Origin of the sequence: Metabacillus sp. FJAT-52054 (genome assembly GCF_037201815.1) — a bacterium.
Lineage (GTDB): Bacteria > Bacillota > Bacilli > Bacillales > Bacillaceae > Metabacillus_B > Metabacillus_B sediminis.
In genome coordinates this window covers 2,271,480-2,294,239 of sequence record NZ_CP147407.1, presented here as the reverse complement: position 1 = coordinate 2,294,239, position 22,760 = coordinate 2,271,480, and the positions used below count along the sequence as shown (strand labels likewise).

Below are 22,760 nucleotides of genomic sequence, written 5' to 3'. Positions count from 1 at the left end.
TTTTGATTACGATAATTTAGTCTGCCTTGATCCGAAGGACTGGGACAGAGGAATGATCCAGCGAATTTGTTATTGTCCATTCCTTCTTCTCATGTATAGAAGAAGGAATTTTTATGTTTTGGATCCCTTTGTTCCTCTATAGGTAAAACCCCTTCAGCAGGGAGTGGATTCCTGCAGATACGGGGAAAAAAGAGGAGGGAAATGATGAAAAGCAGAGCAGATTTTCAAAAAATGAAAGAAACGGGCGAAGCAATTGCTATGATTACCGCCTATGATTATCCTTCTGCTAAACAAGCGGAAAAAGCAGGAGCGGATATGATCCTTGTCGGTGACTCGCTTGGAATGGTCGTGCTTGGGTACGATTCAACCATTCCTGTTACGATGGAAGACATGATTCATCATACAAAAGCTGTTAAAAGGGGTGCTCCTGACACCTTTGTCGTAACGGATATGCCTTTTATGAGCTACCATATATCAAAAGAAGATACCCTTCGTAATGCCGCAGCACTCATGCAGAAAGCTGGCAGTGATGCTGTTAAACTTGAAGGGGCAGATGAAGTGGCCGGTTTAATTCAGGCTTTAACAAAAGGCGGAATACCTGTTGTAGCCCATCTAGGCCTGACCCCCCAATCAGTAGGTGTCCTGGGAGGATATAAAGTTCAAGGCAAAACGGCGGAAGCGGCAGCAAAATTACTAGAAGATGCCTTGCAATGCCAGCAGGCAGGGGCCATCGCGCTCGTGCTTGAATGTGTGCCGCGCCAGCTTGCCGCGCTCATCCAGCAGGAGCTTTCCATTCCGGTCATCGGAATTGGAGCGGGAGCTGAAACTGCCGGTCAAGTACTCGTTTATCACGATGTAACAGGATACGGTGTGGAGCGCGTTCCGAAGTTTGTAAAACAGTATGGACGCGCTGATGAAGAAATGCAGCAGGCAGTCACTCAATATGTATCGGATGTAAAGGGCCGCACATTCCCTTCAGAGGAGCACACATTTACTATGAATGAGGATGTACTCGATGGTCTTTACGGAGGCGTTTCAAAATGATTGTCAAAACTAAAGTGAAAGAAGCAAAAGAAATCATTTCAGCCTGGAAAGCAGAGGCCGGCGGTTCACCACTTGGCTTTGTGCCAACGATGGGATTTTTGCATGAAGGACATCTTGAACTGATTAAAACAGCCAGAGCGGATAATGCCAAGGTGGCTGTCAGCATATTTGTTAATCCAACACAATTCGGACCGAATGAAGATTTTGAATCGTATCCAAGAGATCTGGATAGAGATTTGGAATTGGCCCGTATGGCCGGAGCCGATCTTGTGTTTGCCCCGGATCCTGCAGAAATGTACGGACCTGCACCATTTGTTACAATGAAAGCTGCAGCCAGGACGGACGTACTTTGCGGCAGGTCAAGACCCGGACATTTTGATGGGGTTGTAACGGTATTAACGAAGCTATTTCACATCATGCAGCCTGACAAAGCATATTTTGGAAAAAAAGATGCCCAGCAGGTGGCTGTTATTAAAGGCCTTGTCGATGAATTTTTCTTTCCGCTGGAAATCATCCCGGTTGAAACGGTAAGGGAAGAAGACGGACTTGCAAAGAGTTCCAGAAATGTTTTCCTGACGGCAGAGGAGCGATTGGAAGCACCCAAAATTTATAAAAGCCTGCAGGCCGGCCGCTTATTCTCCGAGAAGGATCATCCAAGTGCGGAGAAAATCAGAGCATACATTTCAGCCTCTTTACAAGATATAAAGGGTGCAGAAATCGACTACATCGAAGTCCTGCAATATCCAGAGCTGATTCCGGCTACAGATCAAAGCAGGGAAATGATAGCGGCAGCAGCTGTTAAGTTTTCCGGGGCAAGACTAATTGATAACCTGATTTGGACCCGCAGTGAAAAATAATAACCATTCGGAGGAGATTATTATATGTTCCGCACCATGATGAATGCCAAAATACATCGTGCCCGTGTTACAGAAGCCAACCTGAATTACGTGGGAAGCATTACGATTGATGAAGATCTGCTGGATGCGGTTGGAATGACCGCTAATGAAAAAGTGCAAATTGTAAATAATAATAATGGAGCCCGCTTTGAAACATATATCATCCCGGGTCCGAGAGATACCGGAGTCGTTTGCCTGAATGGAGCAGCAGCAAGGCTTGTTCAGGAAGGGGATGTCGTTATTATTATCTCCTATGCGATGATTGCGGAAGAAAATATTCCTATGCATACGCCTAAAGTAGCCATTATGGATGAGAATAACCGCATCGTTGAAATGCTGGGAACAGAGCCTGCATCCACCATTCGCATGTAAATGAAATTATGCTTGTGCATCAGGCCGGCCGGTGTTAAGCCGGCCTTTTTTCTTTCGCCTTGTACTTGAGCGTTTTCGTGCGGTTAATGATACAATGTACTGGAATGCAAGCTGATTGAGGTGTCAATAATGGAGCATCGGCGTTACGTCGTTTTAGATGTTGAAACAACAGGAAACTCTCCTAAAAAAGGAGAGAAAATTATACAATTTGCAGCAGTGGTTTATGAAAACGGAGAAATTACAGACCGCTTTATGAGTTATGTAAATCCGCTTCAGCCCATCCCTGCCTTTATAGAATCGTTAACTGGCATAAATGATGAAATGGTGGAAGACGCCCCCGTGTTTTCTGAGATTTCAGAGAGGGTATACCGAATGCTTGATGGGGCTTTTTTTGTTGCCCATAATGTACATTTCGATTTGTCATTCGTACAGGCAGAGCTTCAGCAGGCAGGGTATCCCCGGTTTATCGGCGGGCTAATGGATACGGTTGAGCTATCGAGAATGGTTTTTCCTTCATTCGAAAGCTACAAATTATCAGAGCTTTGCAGAGAACTCGACATTCAGCATGACCGTCCGCATCAGGCAGACAGCGATGCTGAAGTTACCGCCCGTATTTTTGAAATCATTTTACAAAAATTAAAGACCCTGCCCGTCACGACTTTAAAAAGCTTAAGAAAGCTTTCCGATGTGTTTATCAGTGATTTGCATGAAATTCTCGATGATTTGATTGAGGAGGGGGAGGACTCTCCTTACCAGGAGGGAAGTCAGGAAGTTGAATTGTACGGCACGCTCGCATTTTCCGATGTTTTCACGAAGGCTTATACCAAGGAGAGTCTGCAAAAAAGTGAGATTCCTGATTTCCCTGAGCTTTTGCACTGCATGCAAACCGAACTGTCTTCTTATGAAGAGAGACCTCAGCAGCAAATCCTGATGACCGGGATTTACGAAGCACTCTCCAATTGCGAGCATATGGTTGCGGAAGCACCTGCAGGGAGCGGTAAATCACTTGGCCTCCTCGTGCCGGCTATGAAGTATGCGTTAGAAAATGGAACGAGGATTGTTTATAGCACGCATACGAACACCTTGCAAAATCAGCTTATCGACCGGGACGTCAAACTTGCGTGCAGGATTCTTGGCCGTCCTGTTTCTGCAGCCATTTTGAAAGGTGAATCCCATTACCTATGTCCGCACAAATTTGAACTTTCTCTAATGGAGACTGATGATAATTATGACTCTAATCTCGCTAAAGCCCAGATATTAATCTGGCTGCTCCAAACACAGACCGGAGATGCGGATGAATTGAATCTCCCATCAGGCGGAAAGCACTTGTGGATGAGGATTCATCACGATAACTTGTCCAGCCACCCTAAAAATCCTTACCGGGAACGTTCTTTTTACCATCTTGCCAGGAAAAAGGCTGAGCATAGCACAGTCATCATCGTCAACCATGCCCTTCTTTTGAATGATGCCGCAGCCGAAAGGAAACAGCTTCCTGAATTTGAAGAACTGCTGATTGATGAAGCCCATCATCTCGAGCGGATTGCGGGTGATCAATGGGGATTCAGGCTTGAATATGTAACGATGCACTCATGGCTGCAGCGTATCGGCCATTTATATTCCCGTGATCTGCTGGCCTCTGTAGCTGACTGGTTTGAGCAAGAAAGTGAAATCGGGTATGATTATTGCCTGGAAATGGATGTTCTCTTGAAGGAGTTCGCGGATGAGCTGAATGACTTTTTTACAAACCTTCATGCGTATGTGCTAAAAAAGAAAAACAGCTCAGGCAACAGAATTTCCTTTTCCATTGCAGAGGACACAGATCAAAATCCATACTGGCTGTCCATCGAAGAGCTTGCAGACCGAATCAGATTTTACATGCACGATTTGCTGTCCATTATGAAAAAGCAGCAGCAGCTTTTAAAATCGGCAAGTCTTCCGCTTAAAACTCAAGCTAAGATGAATGAATACTTCTCCTTTGCGGAACGGTTTAAATATGCAAGCGAAGCCATAAGCCATCTTTTTTCAAACGGCAGCAATGATGCAGCCTTTTGGATTGAGGCAGAAGCAAAGGGAGCAAAAAATGCAGCCATTCTGTGCAGCAGGCCTGTTGATCTATCCGATCAGCTTGCCAATGCTCTTTTTGAAAAGAAACGTTCGATCATTCTTGTATCCGGCACATTGTCAGTCAATGGCTCCTTCAAGCATGCGATCAGGCAGATGGGTTTGGAGGATTTTTATCCGAAACAGCTGATGCTTCCTTCCTCGTTCAATTACAGAAAACAGGCAAAGCTGCTGGTCCCGTCAGATATTCCCGGTATTAGAGATGTTTCACAAGAGAATTATACAAATGCTGTAGCTTCTGCCATTTCAGCATTTGCACCCGGTGTTAATGGGAAAATACTTGTTTTATTTACTTCATATGACATGCTGAAAAATACATACAGCCATTTAAAATCAGTTGAGGAAATGACCGGCTACACCATTTTAGGACAGGGAGTCGGTGCAGGCAGCAAGGTTAAACTGATTAAATCGTTCAGACAGGCTGATAAGGGGATCTTGCTTGGAACGAATAGCTTCTGGGAAGGAATTGATTTTCCAGGTGAGGAGCTAAAAGCCATTATAATGGTCAGACTGCCTTTTGATCCGCCAGATCAGCCGGTAGTTTCAGCCAAGGCGAGGAAACTGGAGAGTGAAGGAAAAAACGCTTTTTACGATTACTCTTTGCCTGAGGCCATTATCAAATACAAACAGGGCTTCGGCAGGCTGATTCGCACCCGGGATGACAAAGGCCTATTAATAGTGCTGGACCGCCGGATTGTCTCTTCCCGCTACGGGAAATACTTTCTGAGTGCAATTCCTGATCTTGAAGTTCATTATAAACCAATGGCAGAGCTTTCCCATCTTGCTGCAGATTGGCTGAATTAAAAAAAGGACTGGGATGGGTTCAAAAAAGAACCGGGTCGCCAGTCAATAAAGGTGTGGGTTTGGGAGAAATTATTTTCACTTGATGGAACGGTTATTGTTATAATGGGAACATGTACAACAATCTACGCTGTTGTATTGTTATTGTGTCCTTGCATCGGATACATATTAGTTACAATATTTGTGGCGCGCAGGAGGAATTTGTTATGGAAAGTAAAATTGAAATTCTCTCGACAGTTAAAGTAGAACACTCAGATGATCTTTACAAAATCGTGGATTCTTTAAACAGGACGCTTAAACGGGAAAATCTCATGTTTGGACTGGCACTTGCCGAAGAAGATAAAACCCAAGCCGTATTCACGATATACCGGACTTAATGGAGCCTGCTTATGAGTAAAAAATGGCTAATATTATTGATTGCGGCTTTGGCTGGAATCGCTGCAGGCTGGTTTGTGTTTTCTTCTATTCAGGCAGGTGTGAATGATCTTAAAAAAGGGCACGATACCGCTAAACAGGCAGTCCTTAATCAAGGAAGTCTTACCTCCGTAACGAAAGTAACCACATTTAATGGACCCAATACTGGTTCAGATGGAAAACCGGTTTCCTATTATGCGGTTCATGGGAAAGATTCAAAAGAAAAAGATGCTGTCGCGCTTATTCATTCAAATAAGCTGGGTGAAAAGCCGGTCATGGCGGTTTTATCAGAAGGGATCTCCATGAAAGAAGCAGAAAAAATAGCAAAAAAAGAGAACTCACCAAAAAAAATGTTTCGCACAAAAATGGGCATTCTCCAAAGGGATGGCAAACAAATCCCTGTCTGGGAAGTGAAATATATCGACAGCTATGACAGGTATACATATGATTATATTGATTTTAAAACAGGCAAGATGTTGCACATTGCAATTAAATAGGAGGGACTTAAAGAATGGAATTAGCGAAAAGAGCGGCTTCATTAACACCTTCAACCACATTGGCAATAACTGCAAAAGCAAAAGAACTTAAAGCTGCAGGACATGATGTGATCGGACTTGGAGCCGGAGAACCGGATTTCAATACTCCGTCAGCTATTATTAAGGCAGCAGTCTCTTCTATGGAAGAGGGATTCACTAAATATACACCGTCCGGCGGGCTGAAAGAACTAAAGGACGCTATTATCGAAAAGTTTAAAAAAGATCAAAACCTGGATTATGCACCAGCGGAGATCATTGTTTGCACGGGTGCAAAGCATGCTCTATACACTTTGTTTCAAGTCATTTTAAATGATGGGGATGAAGTAATTGTCCCTTCTCCATATTGGGTAAGCTACCCTGAACAGGTAAAGCTTGCAGGCGGGGTGCCTGTCATTATTGAAGGAACAGAAGAAAATCAGTTCAAAATAACCCCTGAGCAGATCGGCCGGGCAGCAAACAGCCGAACGAAAGCCGTGATTATCAATTCTCCGAGTAATCCAACAGGAATGATTTATACGGAAGCCGAGCTTAAAGCAATTGGTGAAGCATGCGAAAAACATGGCCTCCTGATTGTTTCGGATGAAATTTATGAGAAGCTGATTTACGGGGACGCAAGCCATGTTTCCATAGCGCAGATTTCGCAAGCATTAAAAGAACGTACGATTATCATTAACGGTGTATCGAAATCCCACTCAATGACAGGCTGGAGAATCGGGTATGCAGCTGGTCCTAAAAACATTATCAGTGCTATGACGAACCTGGCAAGCCACAGCACATCCAATCCTGCGTCCATGGCTCAGTATGGAGCAATCGAAGCGTACAGAGGCTCGCAGGAGCCCGTGGAAGAAATGAGAAAAGCCTTTGAAAGCAGATTGAATGAGACGTATGAACAGCTCATTCAGATTCCCGGCTTTACATGCATTAAGCCACAGGGCGCTTTCTACCTATTTGCTAACGCAAGCGAGGCTGCAAAAATTACAGGCCATGATTCAGTAGATGCATTTGTTGAAGCACTCCTTGAAGAAGAAAAGGTAGCGCTTGTCCCAGGATCGGGATTCGGATCCCCGGAGCACGTCAGATTATCGTATGCGACTTCCCAGGATCTCCTGACTGAAGCCATTGCCAGAATCAAGCGGTACACAGAGAAAAATAAAGCATAAAAGAAGGGCGGTGAACATACCGCCCCTTTATGATGAACTGCCCTTATTGACCTGCTGTAAGTGAGGTTAGTATAATAGAACACATACATATTCGGACAAGACGTCCGTGGAGGGAATACTGAATTGAAAACAACTATTTCACAAGTACACAAATACACAGGTAAAGAAGTTACAATTGGAGCTTGGATCGCGAATAAACGTTCAAGCGGGAAGATTGCCTTTTTGCAGCTGAGAGACGGAACAGGCTTCATGCAGGGCGTCGTAGTTAAAGCTGAAGTGCCAGAAGAGGTCTTTCAGAAAGCCAAATCAGTTACACAGGAAACGTCCGTATATGTAACAGGCATCATCAGAGAGGACGAGCGTTCTCCTTTCGGATATGAAATGGGTGTTATCAATGTAGAGATCATCCATGAAGCAACGGATTATCCAATTACACCAAAAGAGCATGGAACAGAATTCCTGATGGATCACCGTCATTTATGGCTTAGATCCAAGCGCCAGCATAGCGTAATGAAAATAAGAAATGAAATTATCCGTGCAACCTATGAATTTTTCAATAAAGAGGGATTTGCAAAAGTTGATCCTCCAATTCTGACAGGAAGTGCACCGGAAGGGACTTCAGAACTTTTTCATACGAAATATTTTGATGAGGATGCTTACCTTTCCCAAAGCGGTCAGCTGTACATGGAAGCAGCAGCGATGGCACTTGGCAAAGTCTTTTCGTTTGGTCCGACATTCCGTGCTGAAAAATCCAAAACACGCCGTCATTTAATCGAATTTTGGATGATTGAACCGGAAATGGCTTTCTACAAATTTGAAGATAACCTGGTTGTCCAGGAAAATTACGTATCATTTATCGTACAAAGTGTATTGGAAAATTGCAGCCTGGAATTGACGACATTGGGAAGAGATATTTCAAAACTCGAGCATATTAAAGCGCCATTCCCAAGAATTACGTATGATGATGCTTTGAAAATGCTGCATGAAAAAGGATTTGAGGATATTCAATGGGGAGATGATTTCGGTGCGCCTCACGAAACAGCAATCGCCGAAAGCTTTGACAAACCTGTGTTTATCACTCATTATCCGACGTCTCTTAAACCGTTTTATATGCAACCTTCAAAAGACCGTGAAGACGTCGTTCTTTGTGCAGATTTGATTGCACCGGAAGGGTACGGAGAAATTATCGGCGGATCTGAAAGAATCCATGACCAGGCTCTTCTTCAGCAGCGCCTGGAAGAACATGGGCTGGAAAGCGACGCCTATAAATGGTATCTTGAACTTCGTAAGTACGGCTCCGTTCCGCACTCTGGCTTCGGACTAGGTTTAGAACGGACAGTAGCCTGGATCAGCGGCGTGGAGCATGTTCGCGAGTCCATTCCGTTCCCAAGACTGTTGAACCGCTTGTATCCATAATTGATGCTGTAAACAAGAGTCTCCAGTATTGGAGACTTTTTTCAGCCATTTTTACCATTGCCTTGTTTAAGAATGCCGCTTGAGAAAGAAGGTAAAGCGGGAATTTTATTGAGGCACAGACAAAAGGACAGGTGATGGAATACCTGTTTATTCTGTTCCCTGTACTCAGTTTGTTTTAATCATCATCAAAAGGGGGGATATGATGAAAAAAGAACAGTTCATATCCATTCAAATGGAGGGATCTTTATCGATTCCCGGCATTTTATTTTTAAATTATCCAAAGCTTGGGCTCTCAGAACCTGAAATGATGCTCATCTTTCAGGTACAGCTGTTTATCCAGCAAGGCAAGCTTTTTCCAACACCGGATGAACTGGCTGCCAGAATGTCTGCCTCATCTCCGGATTGCTCCATGATGCTAAGAAGCCTCATTCAAAGAGGATTTTTAAAAATAGAGGACGAAGACATTCAGTCGGTCCGATTTGAAAAGTACTCTCTTGAGCCGCTTTGGGATAAACTGTACCGTTTCCTTACAGAAGCTAAAATTGAGCAATGTGAGCCTGAAAAAACGGAAGAAAGTCTTTATTCCGTTTTTGAACAGGAATTCGGCCGGCCACTATCACCATTTGAGTGTGAAACGCTCGGTATTTGGATGGACCAGGATCACCATGATCATGACATTATAAAAGCTGCCTTGAGGGAGTCTGTGATCTCAGGCAAGCTTAATTTCCGTTACATCGACAGAATCCTGTTTGAATGGAAGCGAAATGGTATCAAAACAATTCAACAGGCTAAAGACCATTCCAGACAGTTCCGTCAGGGCCAGGGGAAAGGCAGAAAGTCTGAACAGCAGACAGACGAGCCTTATCAGCGGAAGGTTCCTTTCTATAACTGGCTTGAAAATTAAAGCACAATCAATGTGACATGCTGAAAAGAGGTTCTGCCATGCTTACAAATATTCAAATGAGAGAAGCACTTGATACGATGGGGGAGCTGTTTCCTGATGCTCATTGTGAATTGGTTCACGCCAATCCTTTTGAACTGGTGATCGCTGTTGCTCTTTCTGCACAATGTACAGATGTTCTCGTAAATAAAGTAACCAAAAGCCTTTTTCAAAAATATAAAACGCCTGAAGACTATCTGGCTGTGTCCTTAGAAGAGCTTCAAGAAGATATCCGTTCGATTGGATTGTATCGGAATAAAGCCAAAAATATCCGTAATTTATGTTCAATTCTGCTCGAGCAGTATAATGGAGAAGTTCCCAAAGTTAGAGATGAATTGATCAAGCTCCCTGGAGTAGGCAGAAAAACAGCTAATGTCGTTGTATCTGTTGCATTTGGTGTTCCTGCCATCGCGGTTGATACGCATGTGGAGAGGGTTTCTAAAAGACTTGGATTCTGCCGCTGGAAGGACTCTGTTCTGGAAGTAGAAAAGACGCTTATGAAAAAAATACCGGCAGAAGAGTGGTCTGATACACACCATCGGATGATTTTCTTCGGCCGTTATCACTGCAAAGCACAGGCCCCTAAGTGCGCGGAATGCCCATTGCTGCATATGTGCAGAGAAGGCGGGAAACGGTTGAAAAAGGGGCTTATACAATATGCCAAATAAGCTTTATCCAATACCTCAAGGCTTTTTGCTTTCTCCTTATATGAATGGCCCGGACGTTTATATGGATTTAGCCCGGTCTCCGCTTGAAACAATTAGGGAATTTCCTCTTGCGTTTGATCTCCTATATGAGTTGAAAGAACCCATCACATGGAAACCGTGGGAACAGGATGCTGAACCAATTGATTCCTTGTTTGCTGAATGGGGGCGGAAAAGGGAGGAGCAGAAGGAGCGGTTCCAGCAAAATAAAAGAGCAGATGCTGCTCTGATGGGATATTCCTATTGTGCTTTTATAGCATGTCTGCACTGGATTAATGGCCAGAGTGTTTCCTCATTAAAGCCTGATCTCGTTCACTTGGGCATAAAACCTGTTAATTCAGTAGAGAGACTTCAATATATACGTGAAAATCCTCTTCAATTCCATTCATTTATTCAATTGAAAGAGATGTTTGCAGAATTAGAAAAAATGCACAAGAAGAAACTGCTTCTTTCAACATTTAATAAGGAAAAGCCGCTTGGATGACCAAGCGGCTTTTCTGTATTTTGTTATTTAATTATTTGGGTTGCCGTCATCACCGGTTCCGCCAGTGCCGCCGGTTCCGCCGGTGCCTCCGGTGCCGCCCTGTCCGGGAGGAGGGGTGCCAGGCTGACCGGGCTGCTGGCCATCCTGACCGCCGGTGCCTCCGTCATTTCCGCCGTCAGTTGGCGGCTCTGTCGGAGGCGGTTCTTGTCCTGGAGGAGGCTCCTGACCAGGAGGCGGTTCCTGTCCTGGCGGCTGTTCGCCATCCGCAGGGGGCTCAGCTGGTGTTTGGCCGTCTTGATCAGGGGCCGGTTCTTCCGCTGCCGGAATGGTCACAGATGCCGCACCAGGCTCGCTTCGTGTATTATCGTTGTCTCTAATCGCTGTAACCTGGAACTGATAGGTTGATCCAGGCTGCGGATTAGGAACAGTAAAAGACGAATCTTTCGTGCTCGTGATCACCTGTGAAGGGCCTCCGTCCTGTGACTGAGTCACCTCAAACGTTACATTTGTTTTTTCCGCAGAATCATATCCCCATGTTAGGGAAATGGCATTGGCTGCCTGATCAAAATTAACGGAAACCTCTGGTTTAGAGACACCTTGAGGCTGTTCTGGCTCTTCCTCAGGTTCAGGTTCCTGATACTCAGAGGAGCTCTCTGAAGGCTCTGTCCCTTTAACAAAATACTCCGTTGTTTTTTGGCTTTCTGGTGTATATGGTCCTGCTTTTATTGCAGGTTCTGATCCATTATTTAATACCTCTACTTCAGACACGCTAGCCGGTTTTTTAAATTTCGAATCATCGTCAGAACCGACTTCGGACATGACTGATTTAAAAACTTTTTTAGCAAAAGCTTTTTCTGTGTCAGACATCGTTTCATTTTTCCCCGTCCAGACTGAAATAGTAGTAGAAGGGGTATATCCTACGAACCATGAATCTTTCGTTTCATTCGTTGTTCCAGTTTTCCCTGCGATATCCAGTCCCGGTACATCAGCAGCCTCTCCAGTACCGCTGTTTACGACAGAACGAAGCATATCTGTAATGATAAACGCTGTTGCGTCACTCATTGCTGCTTTAGGTTCCGGAGCTAAATCCATTTTGGTTCCATCCTGAAATTCAACGGATTGAACAACGTGCGGTTCAATATAAATTCCGCTGTTTCCGAACGCACTGTAAGCACCAGCCATTTGTAAACTGGATACTCCTCGGTCAAATCCGCCAAGTGCATATGCTTCTGTATAATTCTGTTTTTCAGGCATACCCAGACCTACTGCAAATTCCTTTGCTTTATCCAGTCCAACCTCTTGCAGCGCTTTTAATGCTGGAACGTTATAAGATTCTTTCAGTGCTTCACGAATGGATACTTTACCGTGATATTGATCGTTATAATTTTTAAACGGCTGTCCATTTTCATATTCATACTTTTCATCAATGAGCTGCTTATACGTTGACCATTTCAAATACTCCACGGCAGGACCGTAATCCAGAACCGGTTTAATGGTCGAACCCGGCTGTCTGCGGGATTGCGTTGCGTAATTAAAATCACTTTGAGAGCCCTTGCCGCCTAAAGCCTGAATCTCCCCAGTCTGTGTATCAAGCATCGTCAATCCAGTCTCAAATTTTTCGCTTTCGGGCACATTGATTTCATCGCCCTGCATCAAGGCATTTACATATTCCTGTGCTTTTGTATCAATGCTTGTATAAATTTTTAAACCGGATGAACTTACCTCAACATCGGTTTTATCTTTAATTTCATCCGTAATTTTATCAACAAATGCTTTGTACGGATTTTTGTCTTCCTTAGGAGCGGCAATACCAGCTGTTACATCAGCTTTCTTTGCCTGATCTGCTTCTTCCTGAGTGATAAACCCGTGTTTTGCCATCAGGGAGAGGACCGTATTTCTCCGCTCTGCAGCACGCTCCGGTTCAACACGCGGATTGTAGTTATTTGGGGCCTTAACCATCCCTGCAAGCATGGCTGATTCAGCTAATGTTAAATCTTTTACGTCTTTACCGTAGAAGTTTTCTGCTGCTTTGCCAATTCCATATGTGTTGCCGGTGTAATAAAGCTTGTTTAAATATAACTCCATGATTTCCTGCTTTGAGAATTTCCGTTCAAGCTGGAATGCGAGCCATACTTCCTGTACTTTACGCTCTACGGATTTTTCGTTTGTAAGCAAGTAATTTTTGATAACCTGCTGGCTGATCGTACTTCCGCCTTCCGCTCCGAAGCCTTCTTTGAAGTTGGCAAGAACTGCTCCGCCGAGCCTGATAAAGTCGACCCCGCTATGCTCGTAAAATCGGGCGTCCTCCGTTGCAAGAAAAGCGTTTTCCACATTCTTTGGAATATCTTTATAAGCGACGTATGTCCGCTTTTCTTCTCCGCCGATTTCGAATATTTTTTTGTTGTTTTTATCAAATACTTGAGAAGTATAAATGGATTTCAATTTTTTCTCGTCCAAGGAAGGGGATTTTGCAACAATTACACCGAAGGCAACGCCTCCTGCGATCATTAAAACAACACATGCTGCTAATAATCCAAGGACTATTTTTTTCCACAAAGGCCCGTTTTTACGGTTTTTAGGATTTTTTTGCTGTTTGGCGGGTTTTGAGGCCCTTCTTCGTTCTTCACGACTTTGATAATTATCTGACATTTGATCTCTACCTTTCGCTGCAAAACATGATTGTATTTTAACCATGTACTAAACTAATTAAAATAAAGAGCATCTAAAACGTTAATGTAATGAATTCTAGGGCTGAAGCCTAGTGGTATTAAGATGGCATGTTCCTCAATCTCAGCTTTTGTAATGGATTTGCGGCCGCCATTTTCTTTGCGTTCCCAAAATCCGATTAAATGGCTGGCTGGAAGCAGAAAGATTTTCCCGAAGGCTGATAAAATCACGAAGCAAATGCCGTCTTGTGCCAGAACCTGCTTCATATGGGTAATTTGATGCTCGTGAAAATTCTGGAGCGGGAAGGAGGACGGGTTTTTCGTCTCTTTCGCTTCAAAATCCAGGTATCGTCCTTTGTAGATCCCATTGTAATCCGTAGTAGAGGATTGTTTAAAATAAGCCTCCTTTATGACAGCTGCGCTTCTGCGGGGGTAATCCACATTCACAATCTGAACAGGCGTGGGCTTTTTGTGGACAACGGCTATTCCCCTATGCAGATAAAACTCGTTTGTTTCATTTAAATCTTCCTCAAGGGTCATCCCCCTGTTGCTATAAAGTGGATTGCTCCGTTTTTTTGCAGGATCCTTCTCTTTTTCCACCGGTGAATATATTTTACCGTTAGGATACCGATAAGTCATATTTCCCCTCCCATGGCAAAGACTATATCCTATCATATCAGAAAATTGATCCCTCGCATAAAAAAATGAGATATTTCCCATGATTGCAAGGCTGGGAAAAGGGAACGATAGGAACCGGGGTGACGGCATGGATTTTGAAAAAATCGATCAGCATCAGGCAAGTTTATTAACGGCTGAGATTAAGAGGCGGCTCAAGCGCGCTAATTACGACAATATCTCCAGAACGAATGCGTATTTTCATTACTACTTAAGAAATCCTGAAATTCAATGGTCCCTTCTGGCAAGCATGGTATCAAGAAACGCAGGCTATAATATGACCGATTTGCACTCATCCTGTTATGTGGCTGCCCTTGATGAAAGATTAAGAAGAGAGCTTTTTTTGACCTATGAGGATGCAAATTGGCTGATCTTCTCTGATGCATTTCCTCAGCTTCTGATCTATGAATACTCAAAAATAATGGACTGCCCGCTTTTTCCTCTTCTGAAAGCTTTTTCTGTTTCGCCGTTTATGATCAGGGAATGGCAAATGTTTTGGGAGAGTCAGGATATAGAGAGAATTTTAACCTCGCTTATTATCAATGAACAGCACCTGATCCACCGCCCGGTTATCCACCATCCGGTATTTAGAAGAGAAGTCTTTACATCATTCGTATACCGCTTTCAGGATGTGTTCCATTTTTCAACCGTTCTTTTTCCTACGTTAAAAGGGGAGTTATTCGGTTATTCCGTTTATAACTTTAAAAGAAAAGCCTCTAGGATTGAACTGGGCAAAAAGCTCGCATGGCTTCTTTTTCAAAGCAGATGGAAGGATGACTTTCTCTTATTTGCCTCCAGTGTTCCTCATACAGGATCAAGGTTTGATTATGAGAAGTATTTCCCTGATAAAAGAATACGGCAAACGCCAATTTTAAGAATGGCATTCCCTGCTATACCCCATCATATAGACGCTTCAAAGCGAAATTGGTTTCATGGTCAAAATTTGAACAAATATTACTCTGCCCCGGTTATCAGAGGGCGAAGTGAACTGACGGATTGGCACAGGAAAAAACGGAATCAAATGAAGCTGATTTCATCGCTTAAGGAGTTCTGGGAGGTCCAAAAAAAGACAGGGAAGTAATCCCTGTCTGCTGCGGTTATACAGATGGACGGTTCGGTCCATCCAGTTTTTTGTCCCCGGTTTCACGTTTACCCTGTTCTTTCTTCTGATCAAAATTCGGCTTGTTTTTTGTCATGTTTGCACCTCCTAGCATGTATTGTTTACCTTTGGGTGATTTTCATTCTCTTTGTCGCGATTACGAATGTCGAATAGAAGTGAATGGAGGAAACTTGCTTCTTTGTTTGACGAAACGCTTCTAGTTTTGTCAGCTGGGAAGGGAGGCGCAGGAAAAGATCGAATTTTAATAAGCATGAAAGGAGTGATCGGACATGGGGAAATTAATTGACCGCAAAGAAATTGAGGATCTTCTTAAAGACATTGAAGAGGATATGGCAAGGCTGGAAGAAAAGATGGGATCATCGATCCGGACGGAGAGTCTAAGCAAAGAGCAAGCTGTGATTGCCAAAGCAAATAACGTGGCGGATTTAATGGATAATATCGAATATACAGCACGTCTTGCTTCGGCTGAGAGGAAATGGCCGATAGAGGGCTCCTTTGTTCTGAATACATCGTTTCATTCATAATCACGTTCTGCTATGATATTTAAAGAGGTGAACCTGTTTGAATATCGAATTAGAATTATCCTATAAGCTAAAACAAATAAATGAAGAATCCCTTGCAAGATTTTTAGCAGGAAAAGAAAGTGAAACAGCTTATGATTTTTACGCACACATAAAGCCTGTATTTGAGGAAGGATCTAATATTGCGAACGATTGGAAGGATCTCCTTGCTGAACGGTATAAAACCGATCGGCCTAAACACATCCATCCATCTCAGCTGGAGTCTACTGTAGAGATTATCCAGCAGCAAATTCTCCAATCCTTTGATCCGAAAGCAAAATCCCTCCGTTATAAAAACACAAAGGAATCCGTTGATTATGTCGTCAACTCCGTCATTGAGTGGCTTGAAAAATCCAAACCTTAAAAAGCTGGCCTGATGCCGGCTTTTTGCATTTCAGTCCAAAAAACGCATGAGGGGAGTGCAGGGTCGTATGGGAGTACAGACTAAACAGCAGCGTCCATGAAGGGGCTGTCCAGAAAGCAGCTTTCGGGTTTTGAAAATGGACTCGTTTAGGCAAAATTTAAAACCCGCTCACAATCAGGAAAGGAAAACAAAACCCGGAAATGCTCAATCTGCACTTCCGGGCCTCTAAATTATTCTAAGCTGGGCTTCTTAGAACGCTCAACTTACCTTTAAACTAGAACTTCACTCTTTTATCTCAACTGGACGGTCGCCTTCACTGGCTACTGGCTCTATGGCGTATCCTTTGCTCTCATCCTGTTTCGGGGGAACGTTTTGTCCGTATTCCGGCTGTTCGGTTTCATGTCCTTTTTGCTTATGGTTAAAATGCTGTCCTCTGCCCATTTCATCTCCTCCTTCCTGAGTAGTATGCGGATTTCCCTTCTGTGTTATGAGTAATGATCTTCCCAAGAACCTTTACGATGAATTTGAATAAACTGGTTATTAGCCCAATCCGTCCGTCTTTCATCAATTGAATTGACATGCGGGAACAAGACTAGGAGGGAAGTCATTTATGTTTTATCCATATGATACAGAAGGCAGTGAAGCGCCGAATCCAAGAATCAGAAGGAGACGCTCAAGCAGAGAAGCATCCTGGGGAAGCCAGATGCCGGTCTATCAGCAGCATGCATATCCATACGAAGCCTATCAGCAGGCAAATCCTTGTTATCAGCAGCAGCTATATCAATACCAGCCAGTCCAGCCCGGGCTTCCGTATATGCAGAATCTTGCCCAATACACTCCGAATACAGCCTTTCAGCCTCAATCTCCATACCCTTATCCATATCCGAAGCAAGGACCCTTTCCAAAGCAGCCGCAGGCCTCAGGTATGCAAAACGTTATGTCTCAATTCAAAAAATCGAATGGACAATATGATTACAATAAAATGATGGATACTGCCGGGCAAATGATGAGTGCCGTTAACCAGATGAGTTCCTTATTCAAGGGAGTGACAGGTTTTTTCAAATAGGAAATGGCAATCCGGCTTTCCCAGCTGAATTTTGGAAAGCCGGAACTAATGATTAATGCTTCTTATATTCCATTTCACGTGCTAATTTATTCAGGACTTCTTTATAAGACAAGCCTGAATTAGAGTTAGCTCTTTTTACTTTTTCAGCATCTGTGTCTGAATAACTCTTTAGCATGGATGGCTTTTTCATCGGCCTGGCTTACCCTTGACTGTTTCCATCTGTTCAGAGGGCTTCTCATTTCCAATCACGGCTCCAATGGAAGGGGAGGGGGAAGGTTCGGCTATTAACCGATCGTTCAGCTGTTTAAAATCCGGCATGTTCTTATTATAATTTGTCATATAAATTCGCCTCCTTGACATAGTATTTGCGGATCCTTTCCCTCCATGCAAAAAAAAAGACGCGGGGGACGCGTCATTTTTTGGGCATACGAATCATCAGCTTTCCTTCATGCAAGGCAGTAATCATCTGACTGTCATCCGCTTCAGCTGGCAGATAAACCGATCTTGAAAAATGGCTATATGTGGTTGAGTGTGAATAATAGGCTTTCTCACTGGAAGCAGAGTGCTGAACTTTATGATCAATTTCAAGGGTCAATGTGCGGCCGTTTACTTCAATATCGATATCATTCATGGAAACAGGCGGCAGACTTGCTTCGACAATCACTTCATTTTCCGTTTGGAATGCCTGCATATCCATATAAGGAAAGGATGCGTTTTGAAGGAGAACTTCTTCAAACTGTCTTAAAAAATGCTTTACAGGCGAAGAATGAAAAAAATGGTCTACAGCCTTGGAAAGATCCAGGTCAAAACCAAGTAATTCCGGCGTCTGATTTTTGTTGTTTTTATCATCCATTTATCTCAAACCTCTTTTCAATGGGCTATCTTACTATATGCAAAGAATGAAAAAAGGTTATAGATTGTATCCGGCAACGCTTTATGCTTTAATAATCCTGTACATACACGTTTTTCGGACTGTCCGGTGCTCTTCATGTGTTTATTTGCAGAATTCCCGGGTATGTTTAATAAGGACCATTCCGGTAGGAGGAATTGAAAATGTTCAAAAAACTTTTTGGAAAAAAAGAAGAAATTTCAAGAGATGAAACGGTTTATGCTCCAATGCAAGGAAAGCTAGTCCCTCTGGAAGAGGTTCCGGATCCGGTGTTTTCTCAAAAAATGATGGGTGATGGAGCTGCTATTATTCCAGCAGAAGGAAAAGTAGTTGCCCCTGTAAATGGTGAAGTGATTCAGCTGTTCCATACAAAGCATGCGATTGGTCTTCGCTCAGAAACAGGGATGGAACTCCTGATTCATATCGGACTTGAAACGGTCAGTATGAATGGAGAAGGTTTTGAAGCACATGTGAAAGAAGGGGACAAGGTTTCTGTTGGAGATCTTCTTATTTCATGCGATCTTGGACTCATCAATGAAAAAGCATCAAGCACCATCACTCCGATTGTCATAACAAATGGCGACATACTGGAATCCGTGGAAAAAGCTGATGCCCAAGAAACCGATCTAGGCAAAACAAAAATTTTCGAAGTGAAAGCAAAATAAAATATAGCCGAGGCTCCCTGAAATGGGGCCTTTTTTTATAGGTAAGGCTCGGTAAAACATGGTGTTGATTGGAGTGGAAGGCGCGAGATTCCTGCTTAGAGCAGCTGGACAGATGAGAACCCGCAGTCGCGAAGCGAGGAGGAGGCTCACCGCCCGCCCAAGGATAAGCGATCACCTGCTAGCTGCAATCAACAGCCAGGTTTAAAAGCGCTATAAGAAAAAAAGGGTATGAAAACGAACGTGTATTCGATACAATAGCAGGAAAGAGGTGATCGTATTGTTTAAGAAAAAAACGATGGACCAGCTTGTTGAATGGCTGAAAAAGGATGAAGCGTTTAAAGAAAAAATTGTTCACTGGAGAACGCTTGAACCGCGTGAGGCGAAAATGGCTCCTATGCCGGAAGATGTGCATCCAAAGCTGCTTGAGGCCCTTCATTCGAGAGGGATACAGGAACTCTACACTCACCAAAGCACAGCGTATGCAGCAGCTAGAAATGGAACGAGCTTTGTTGCGGTCACTCCTACAGCTTCGGGGAAAACCCTTTGCTATAACCTCCCTGTTCTTCAAAGTGTGCTGGAAAAATCCGAAAACCGGGCCCTTTATCTCTTTCCGACAAAGGCATTGGCCCAGGATCAAAAAAGTGAAATGAATGAACTGATTCAGTCTATGGATGCGTCTATAAACTCTTATACATATGATGGAGACACTTCGCCTGCCATCCGTCAGTTAATTCGCAAGGCGGGACATATCGTCATGACGAACCCGGATATGCTTCATTCTGCGATATTGCCCCACCATACAAAATGGGTCTCATTGTTTGAAAATCTGAAATACATTGTAATCGATGAATTGCATACGTACAGAGGCATTTTCGGCAGCCATGTTGCGAACGTGATCAGAAGGCTTATGCGTATTTGCAGGTATTATGGAAGCGAGCCAATCTTTATATGCACATCAGCAACCATCGCGAATCCGAAAGAACTTGGCGAGAGGCTTACTGGAAGCAGGATGGAGCTGATTGACAACAATGGAGCTCCATCAGGAAGAAAACATTTTGTATTCTATAATCCCCCAATTGTAAACAAAGCAATGAATATAAGGAAAAGCGCTACACTTGAAGTCCGCGATCTTGCCGGTCATTTCCTGAGCAATGGCATACAAACTATCGTATTTGCAAGAAGCCGGGTAAGGGTGGAAATTATTCTGACGTATTTGCAGGAGCTGATTAAGAAAAAATTAGGTCCAAAAACGATCAGAGGCTATCGGGGCGGCTACCTTCCGAAGCAAAGACGGGAAATTGAAAAGGGGTTAAGGTCCGGTGAGATCATTGGCGTCGTCAGCACAAATGCACTGGAGCTTGGGGTGGATATCGGACAGCTTCAGACATGTATTATGACGGGATATCCAGGAACGATTGCAAGTGCCTGGCAGCAGGCAGGCAGAGCTGGAAGACGTCATGGAGAGGCCTTTATTGTCATGGTGGCAAGTTCAAACCCCCTGGATCAGTACATCATTCAAAATCCGGATTACTTTTTTGAGCAGAATCCTGAAACTGCAGTCATTGATCCTGATAATCTCATTGTCTTAGTCGATCACATCAAATGCGCGGCATTTGAGCTTCCTTTTAAAGAACAGGATACATTTGGAGCTTCTGATATTACGGAGATCCTCGAGTATTTGGCTGAAGAACATGTACTCGTTCAGAACAGGGGGCAGTTCCATTGGATGAATGCCTCGTTTCCTGCACACAATATCTCGCTCCGGTCCGCTTCCCAGGAAAATGTGGTCATCATTGATCAGTCGGATATTTCAGCAGTCAAAGTGATTGGTGAGATGGACAGGTTCAGCGCTATGACGCTCCTTCATGATGAAGCGATTTACCTGCACCAGGGAATTCAATTTCAGGTAGAGCTTCTCGATTGGGAGGAGAAAAAAGCATTTGTCAGAGAAGTGAAGACCGATTACTATACAGATGCGAACCTTGCTGTCCAGCTTAAGGTTTTAGAAACCGATTTAACCGGCTCCAAAGGGGAGTATGAAACTGGATTTGGAGATGTAGCTGTACAGGCAATGGCAACTATTTTCAAAAAAATTAAATTCGATACGCACGAAAATATCGGATCTGGCCCGATCTCATTGCCTGAAGAAATTCTTCATACCAATTCAGCCTGGCTCAGCTTGAAGATGGAGAACCGGGATTGGACAGAGGACCGGGTTGAAGAGGCTTTAATGGGAATGGCAAATGTTTTTCGCCATATTGCACCTTTAAAGGTCATGTGCGACCCATCAGACCTTCACGTCGTTCCCCAGGTAAAAGCATCTCATAACGAGCTCCCGACTGTTTTCCTCTATGACCGGTATCCCGGTGGAGTGGGGCTGTCAAAAAAGATTTTTGAACAATTTCATGAACTTGTGGCCGAAAGCCATGACTTGATTTACGCATGCCCATGCGAACAAGGATGCCCATCCTGTGTTGGCACGGATGGGAGCATGGAGTCACAAAAGCTGGATACGCTCACTCTTTTGAAAGATTTGAGGGAAAACCATGTCATTAAAAAACAAGTTAAACCGTCTTAAAAACCATATCATCTCCGAGGCGCCTCCTGAACAGCCGTCTCTGCCTGTGAAACCGGAACCAGCGGGAGATGAAAATAAGTCAGAATTAAAAGCGGTAAAATACGGGGAGGATTACTGCCTGCTCCGTGAAATTTCTTATCCGCTTGATTATCAGCATGGATTGTACAAATTGCAGGACTGTGCTGATGCGGTAAAAAGGTGGAATGAGAGTTCCTTGAATCATCCACTTTCAGCCAAAGGACATCGTACGGAGGATTTATTCTTTTTCGATACGGAAACAACTGGGCTTGGCGGAGGAACGGGAAACATGATTTTTCTGCTTGGGCATGCTTCGTTTTCAGAAAATGAAGTAACAGTCCGGCAGCACCTGCTGCCAAAACCGGGACATGAAGTTGCCCTATATAAGGATTTTTTGAAATATGTAGATATTACAACCCTTGTAACCTATAATGGTAAATCATTTGATTGGCCCCAGGTAAAAACAAGGCATACCTTAATCCGCGAGTTTGTCCCAGAGCTTCCGTCGTTTGGCCATTTTGATCTTTACCATGCTTCAAGAAGGCTGTGGAAGCATAAAGAGTATGCATTGAAGCTTGTGAATGTCGAATCGGAAATGCTCCATATCAAAAGGGAAGACGATGTGCCCGGTTATTTGGCGCCGATTATTTATCAGCACTATGTCCAGACACAGGATGAATTGGTGCTGGAAGGAATTTTAAAGCACAATGAACTTGATGTACTGACACTGATTACACTTTACACACATTTATCAAACAGCCTTTTAAATATCGGGTCCGGTCAAGCTGGAGATGAAATTGAGCAGTATGAAGTAGCAAGATGGTATGAAACAGCAGGGGAGCACTCGGCGGCATTAAAGGAGTACGAAGCAATTGCACTAAGGGGCGATAAAAAGTCCTTTGACGCAAAGTACAAGCTGGCGCTTAAACGGAAGAAGGAAAAAAATTGGCCGGCAGCCGTTCAGGCATGGGAAGATATTGCAGCAAATGATTCAGGGAAATTAAAAATTGATGCCTCTATCCAGCTGGCAATGTATTATGAGCATGCTGATAAAAACAATGATCTCGCCTTAAAGTGGACAGAAGCAGCCATGGCGTCCGCGAAAGAACTTAACAGGCTGGCGAAGCTTCCTGCCATAGATTCCATTTTAGCGGAGGGAAATAAGCGCAAAGAACGGTTAAACAGGAAATTATTACGAAATTATTCCCCGGGCAAGCGCAGGAATTGAGAAATTCCGCCAAATTTTTAACATTTGTGTGACATTTTCAAAC

The 22,760-nt window shown here is 43.7% G+C and carries 23 protein-coding genes; 18 read left to right on the top strand and 5 right to left on the bottom strand.

Annotated elements, in window-relative coordinates; all coding sequences use genetic code 11:
• Positions 1-204 precede the first annotated feature (204 nt).
• From panB to WCV65_RS11975, 11 genes are all read left to right on the top strand, one after another.
• The gene (gene panB, locus WCV65_RS12025) at positions 205-1,044 is read left to right on the top strand and encodes a 3-methyl-2-oxobutanoate hydroxymethyltransferase (protein ID WP_035408714.1); all 840 of its coding nucleotides are present in this window, start codon (positions 205-207) and stop codon (positions 1,042-1,044) included.
• Positions 1,041-1,901 (top strand): pantoate--beta-alanine ligase, encoded by an 861-nt coding sequence (gene panC / locus WCV65_RS12020; RefSeq protein ID WP_338776759.1) that lies wholly within the window; start codon positions 1,041-1,043, stop codon positions 1,899-1,901. The genes panB and panC overlap by 4 nt, the downstream gene beginning before the upstream one ends.
• A 24-nt stretch (positions 1,902-1,925) precedes the next feature.
• Positions 1,926-2,312 (top strand): aspartate 1-decarboxylase, encoded by a 387-nt coding sequence (gene panD / locus WCV65_RS12015; protein WP_035408721.1) that lies wholly within the window; start codon positions 1,926-1,928, stop codon positions 2,310-2,312.
• 129 nt (positions 2,313-2,441) lie between these two features.
• On the top strand, positions 2,442-5,237 hold the full coding sequence (gene dinG / locus WCV65_RS12010) for an ATP-dependent DNA helicase DinG (protein WP_338776757.1): 2,796 nt from the start codon (positions 2,442-2,444) through the stop codon (positions 5,235-5,237).
• Positions 5,238-5,440: 203 nt separating this feature from the next.
• Complete coding sequence (locus WCV65_RS12005) at positions 5,441-5,611, top strand: YpmA family protein (protein ID WP_066098909.1); 171 nt, start codon at positions 5,441-5,443, stop codon at positions 5,609-5,611.
• A 12-nt stretch (positions 5,612-5,623) separates the two neighbouring features.
• Positions 5,624-6,145, top strand: a complete 522-nt coding sequence (locus tag WCV65_RS12000) for a PepSY domain-containing protein (protein ID WP_338776751.1) — start codon at positions 5,624-5,626, stop codon at positions 6,143-6,145.
• Positions 6,146-6,159: 14 nt separating this feature from the next.
• Positions 6,160-7,344 (top strand): pyridoxal phosphate-dependent aminotransferase, encoded by a 1,185-nt coding sequence (locus WCV65_RS11995; protein WP_338776749.1) that lies wholly within the window; start codon positions 6,160-6,162, stop codon positions 7,342-7,344.
• 123 nt (positions 7,345-7,467) lie between these two features.
• Positions 7,468-8,760 (top strand): asparagine--tRNA ligase, encoded by a 1,293-nt coding sequence (gene asnS, locus WCV65_RS11990; RefSeq protein WP_338776746.1) that lies wholly within the window; start codon positions 7,468-7,470, stop codon positions 8,758-8,760.
• A 202-nt stretch (positions 8,761-8,962) separates the two neighbouring features.
• Complete coding sequence (locus WCV65_RS11985; RefSeq protein WP_338776744.1) at positions 8,963-9,664, top strand: DnaD domain-containing protein; 702 nt, start codon at positions 8,963-8,965, stop codon at positions 9,662-9,664.
• Positions 9,665-9,702: 38 nt separating this feature from the next.
• Positions 9,703-10,368 carry an endonuclease III gene (nth, locus tag WCV65_RS11980; protein WP_338776742.1) on the top strand — a complete coding sequence of 222 codons (666 nt, stop codon included), beginning with the start codon at positions 9,703-9,705 and terminating at the stop codon, positions 10,366-10,368.
• Complete coding sequence (locus tag WCV65_RS11975; RefSeq protein ID WP_338776741.1) at positions 10,358-10,888, top strand: YpoC family protein; 531 nt, start codon at positions 10,358-10,360, stop codon at positions 10,886-10,888. Before nth ends, WCV65_RS11975 begins: the two co-directional genes overlap by 11 nt.
• Before the next feature lie 27 nt (positions 10,889-10,915).
• Here WCV65_RS11975 and WCV65_RS11970 read toward each other — a convergent pair whose 3' ends face one another.
• Entirely contained in the window at positions 10,916-13,537 is a 2,622-nt protein-coding gene (locus tag WCV65_RS11970) for a PBP1A family penicillin-binding protein (protein WP_338776739.1), read from the bottom strand.
• Between the two features lie 53 nt (positions 13,538-13,590).
• Positions 13,591-14,193 (bottom strand): Holliday junction resolvase RecU, encoded by a 603-nt coding sequence (gene recU / locus WCV65_RS11965; protein ID WP_338776736.1) that lies wholly within the window; start codon positions 14,191-14,193, stop codon positions 13,591-13,593.
• A 79-nt stretch (positions 14,194-14,272) separates the two neighbouring features.
• On the opposite strand from recU, the gene WCV65_RS11960 reads away from it, so the two are divergent.
• From WCV65_RS11960 to WCV65_RS11950, 3 genes are all read left to right on the top strand, one after another.
• Positions 14,273-15,310 carry a DUF2515 family protein gene (locus WCV65_RS11960; RefSeq protein ID WP_231889894.1) on the top strand — a complete coding sequence of 346 codons (1,038 nt, stop codon included), beginning with the start codon at positions 14,273-14,275 and terminating at the stop codon, positions 15,308-15,310.
• Between the two features lie 308 nt (positions 15,311-15,618).
• Positions 15,619-15,873: a hypothetical protein gene (locus WCV65_RS11955; RefSeq protein WP_035408738.1), complete on the top strand. Its 255-nt coding sequence runs from the start codon at positions 15,619-15,621 to the stop codon at positions 15,871-15,873.
• 37 nt (positions 15,874-15,910) lie between these two features.
• Positions 15,911-16,273 (top strand): DUF1798 family protein, encoded by a 363-nt coding sequence (locus WCV65_RS11950; RefSeq protein WP_338776731.1) that lies wholly within the window; start codon positions 15,911-15,913, stop codon positions 16,271-16,273.
• Positions 16,274-16,555: 282 nt separating this feature from the next.
• On the opposite strand, the gene WCV65_RS11945 is transcribed toward WCV65_RS11950, so the two are convergent.
• Positions 16,556-16,714 (bottom strand): hypothetical protein, encoded by a 159-nt coding sequence (locus tag WCV65_RS11945; RefSeq protein WP_338776729.1) that lies wholly within the window; start codon positions 16,712-16,714, stop codon positions 16,556-16,558.
• A gap of 169 nt (positions 16,715-16,883) precedes the next feature.
• Between WCV65_RS11945 and WCV65_RS11940 the strand changes: the two genes are divergently transcribed.
• Positions 16,884-17,339 (top strand): YppG family protein, encoded by a 456-nt coding sequence (locus WCV65_RS11940; RefSeq protein WP_338776727.1) that lies wholly within the window; start codon positions 16,884-16,886, stop codon positions 17,337-17,339.
• A gap of 186 nt (positions 17,340-17,525) precedes the next feature.
• Here the strand turns inward: WCV65_RS11940 and WCV65_RS11935 are convergent, their stop codons facing one another.
• The gene (locus tag WCV65_RS11935) at positions 17,526-17,678 is read right to left on the bottom strand and encodes a hypothetical protein (RefSeq protein ID WP_338776725.1); all 153 of its coding nucleotides are present in this window, start codon (positions 17,676-17,678) and stop codon (positions 17,526-17,528) included.
• A gap of 73 nt (positions 17,679-17,751) precedes the next feature.
• Entirely contained in the window at positions 17,752-18,192 is a 441-nt protein-coding gene (locus tag WCV65_RS11930; RefSeq protein ID WP_338776723.1) for an Hsp20/alpha crystallin family protein, read from the bottom strand.
• Positions 18,193-18,392: 200 nt separating this feature from the next.
• Here WCV65_RS11930 and WCV65_RS11925 point away from each other — a divergent pair, with 200 nt between their 5' ends.
• The 3 genes from WCV65_RS11925 to WCV65_RS11915 all read left to right on the top strand — a co-directional run bounded on the left by WCV65_RS11925 (position 18,393) and on the right by WCV65_RS11915 (position 22,717).
• The gene (locus WCV65_RS11925; protein WP_338776721.1) at positions 18,393-18,893 is read left to right on the top strand and encodes a PTS glucose transporter subunit IIA; all 501 of its coding nucleotides are present in this window, start codon (positions 18,393-18,395) and stop codon (positions 18,891-18,893) included.
• A 277-nt stretch (positions 18,894-19,170) separates the two neighbouring features.
• Complete coding sequence (locus WCV65_RS11920) at positions 19,171-21,471, top strand: DEAD/DEAH box helicase (protein ID WP_156505820.1); 2,301 nt, start codon at positions 19,171-19,173, stop codon at positions 21,469-21,471.
• Positions 21,440-22,717, top strand: coding sequence for a ribonuclease H-like domain-containing protein (locus WCV65_RS11915; protein ID WP_338776718.1), 1,278 nt, complete (start codon positions 21,440-21,442; stop codon positions 22,715-22,717). Before WCV65_RS11920 ends, WCV65_RS11915 begins: the two co-directional genes overlap by 32 nt.
• Positions 22,718-22,760 lie beyond the last annotated feature (43 nt).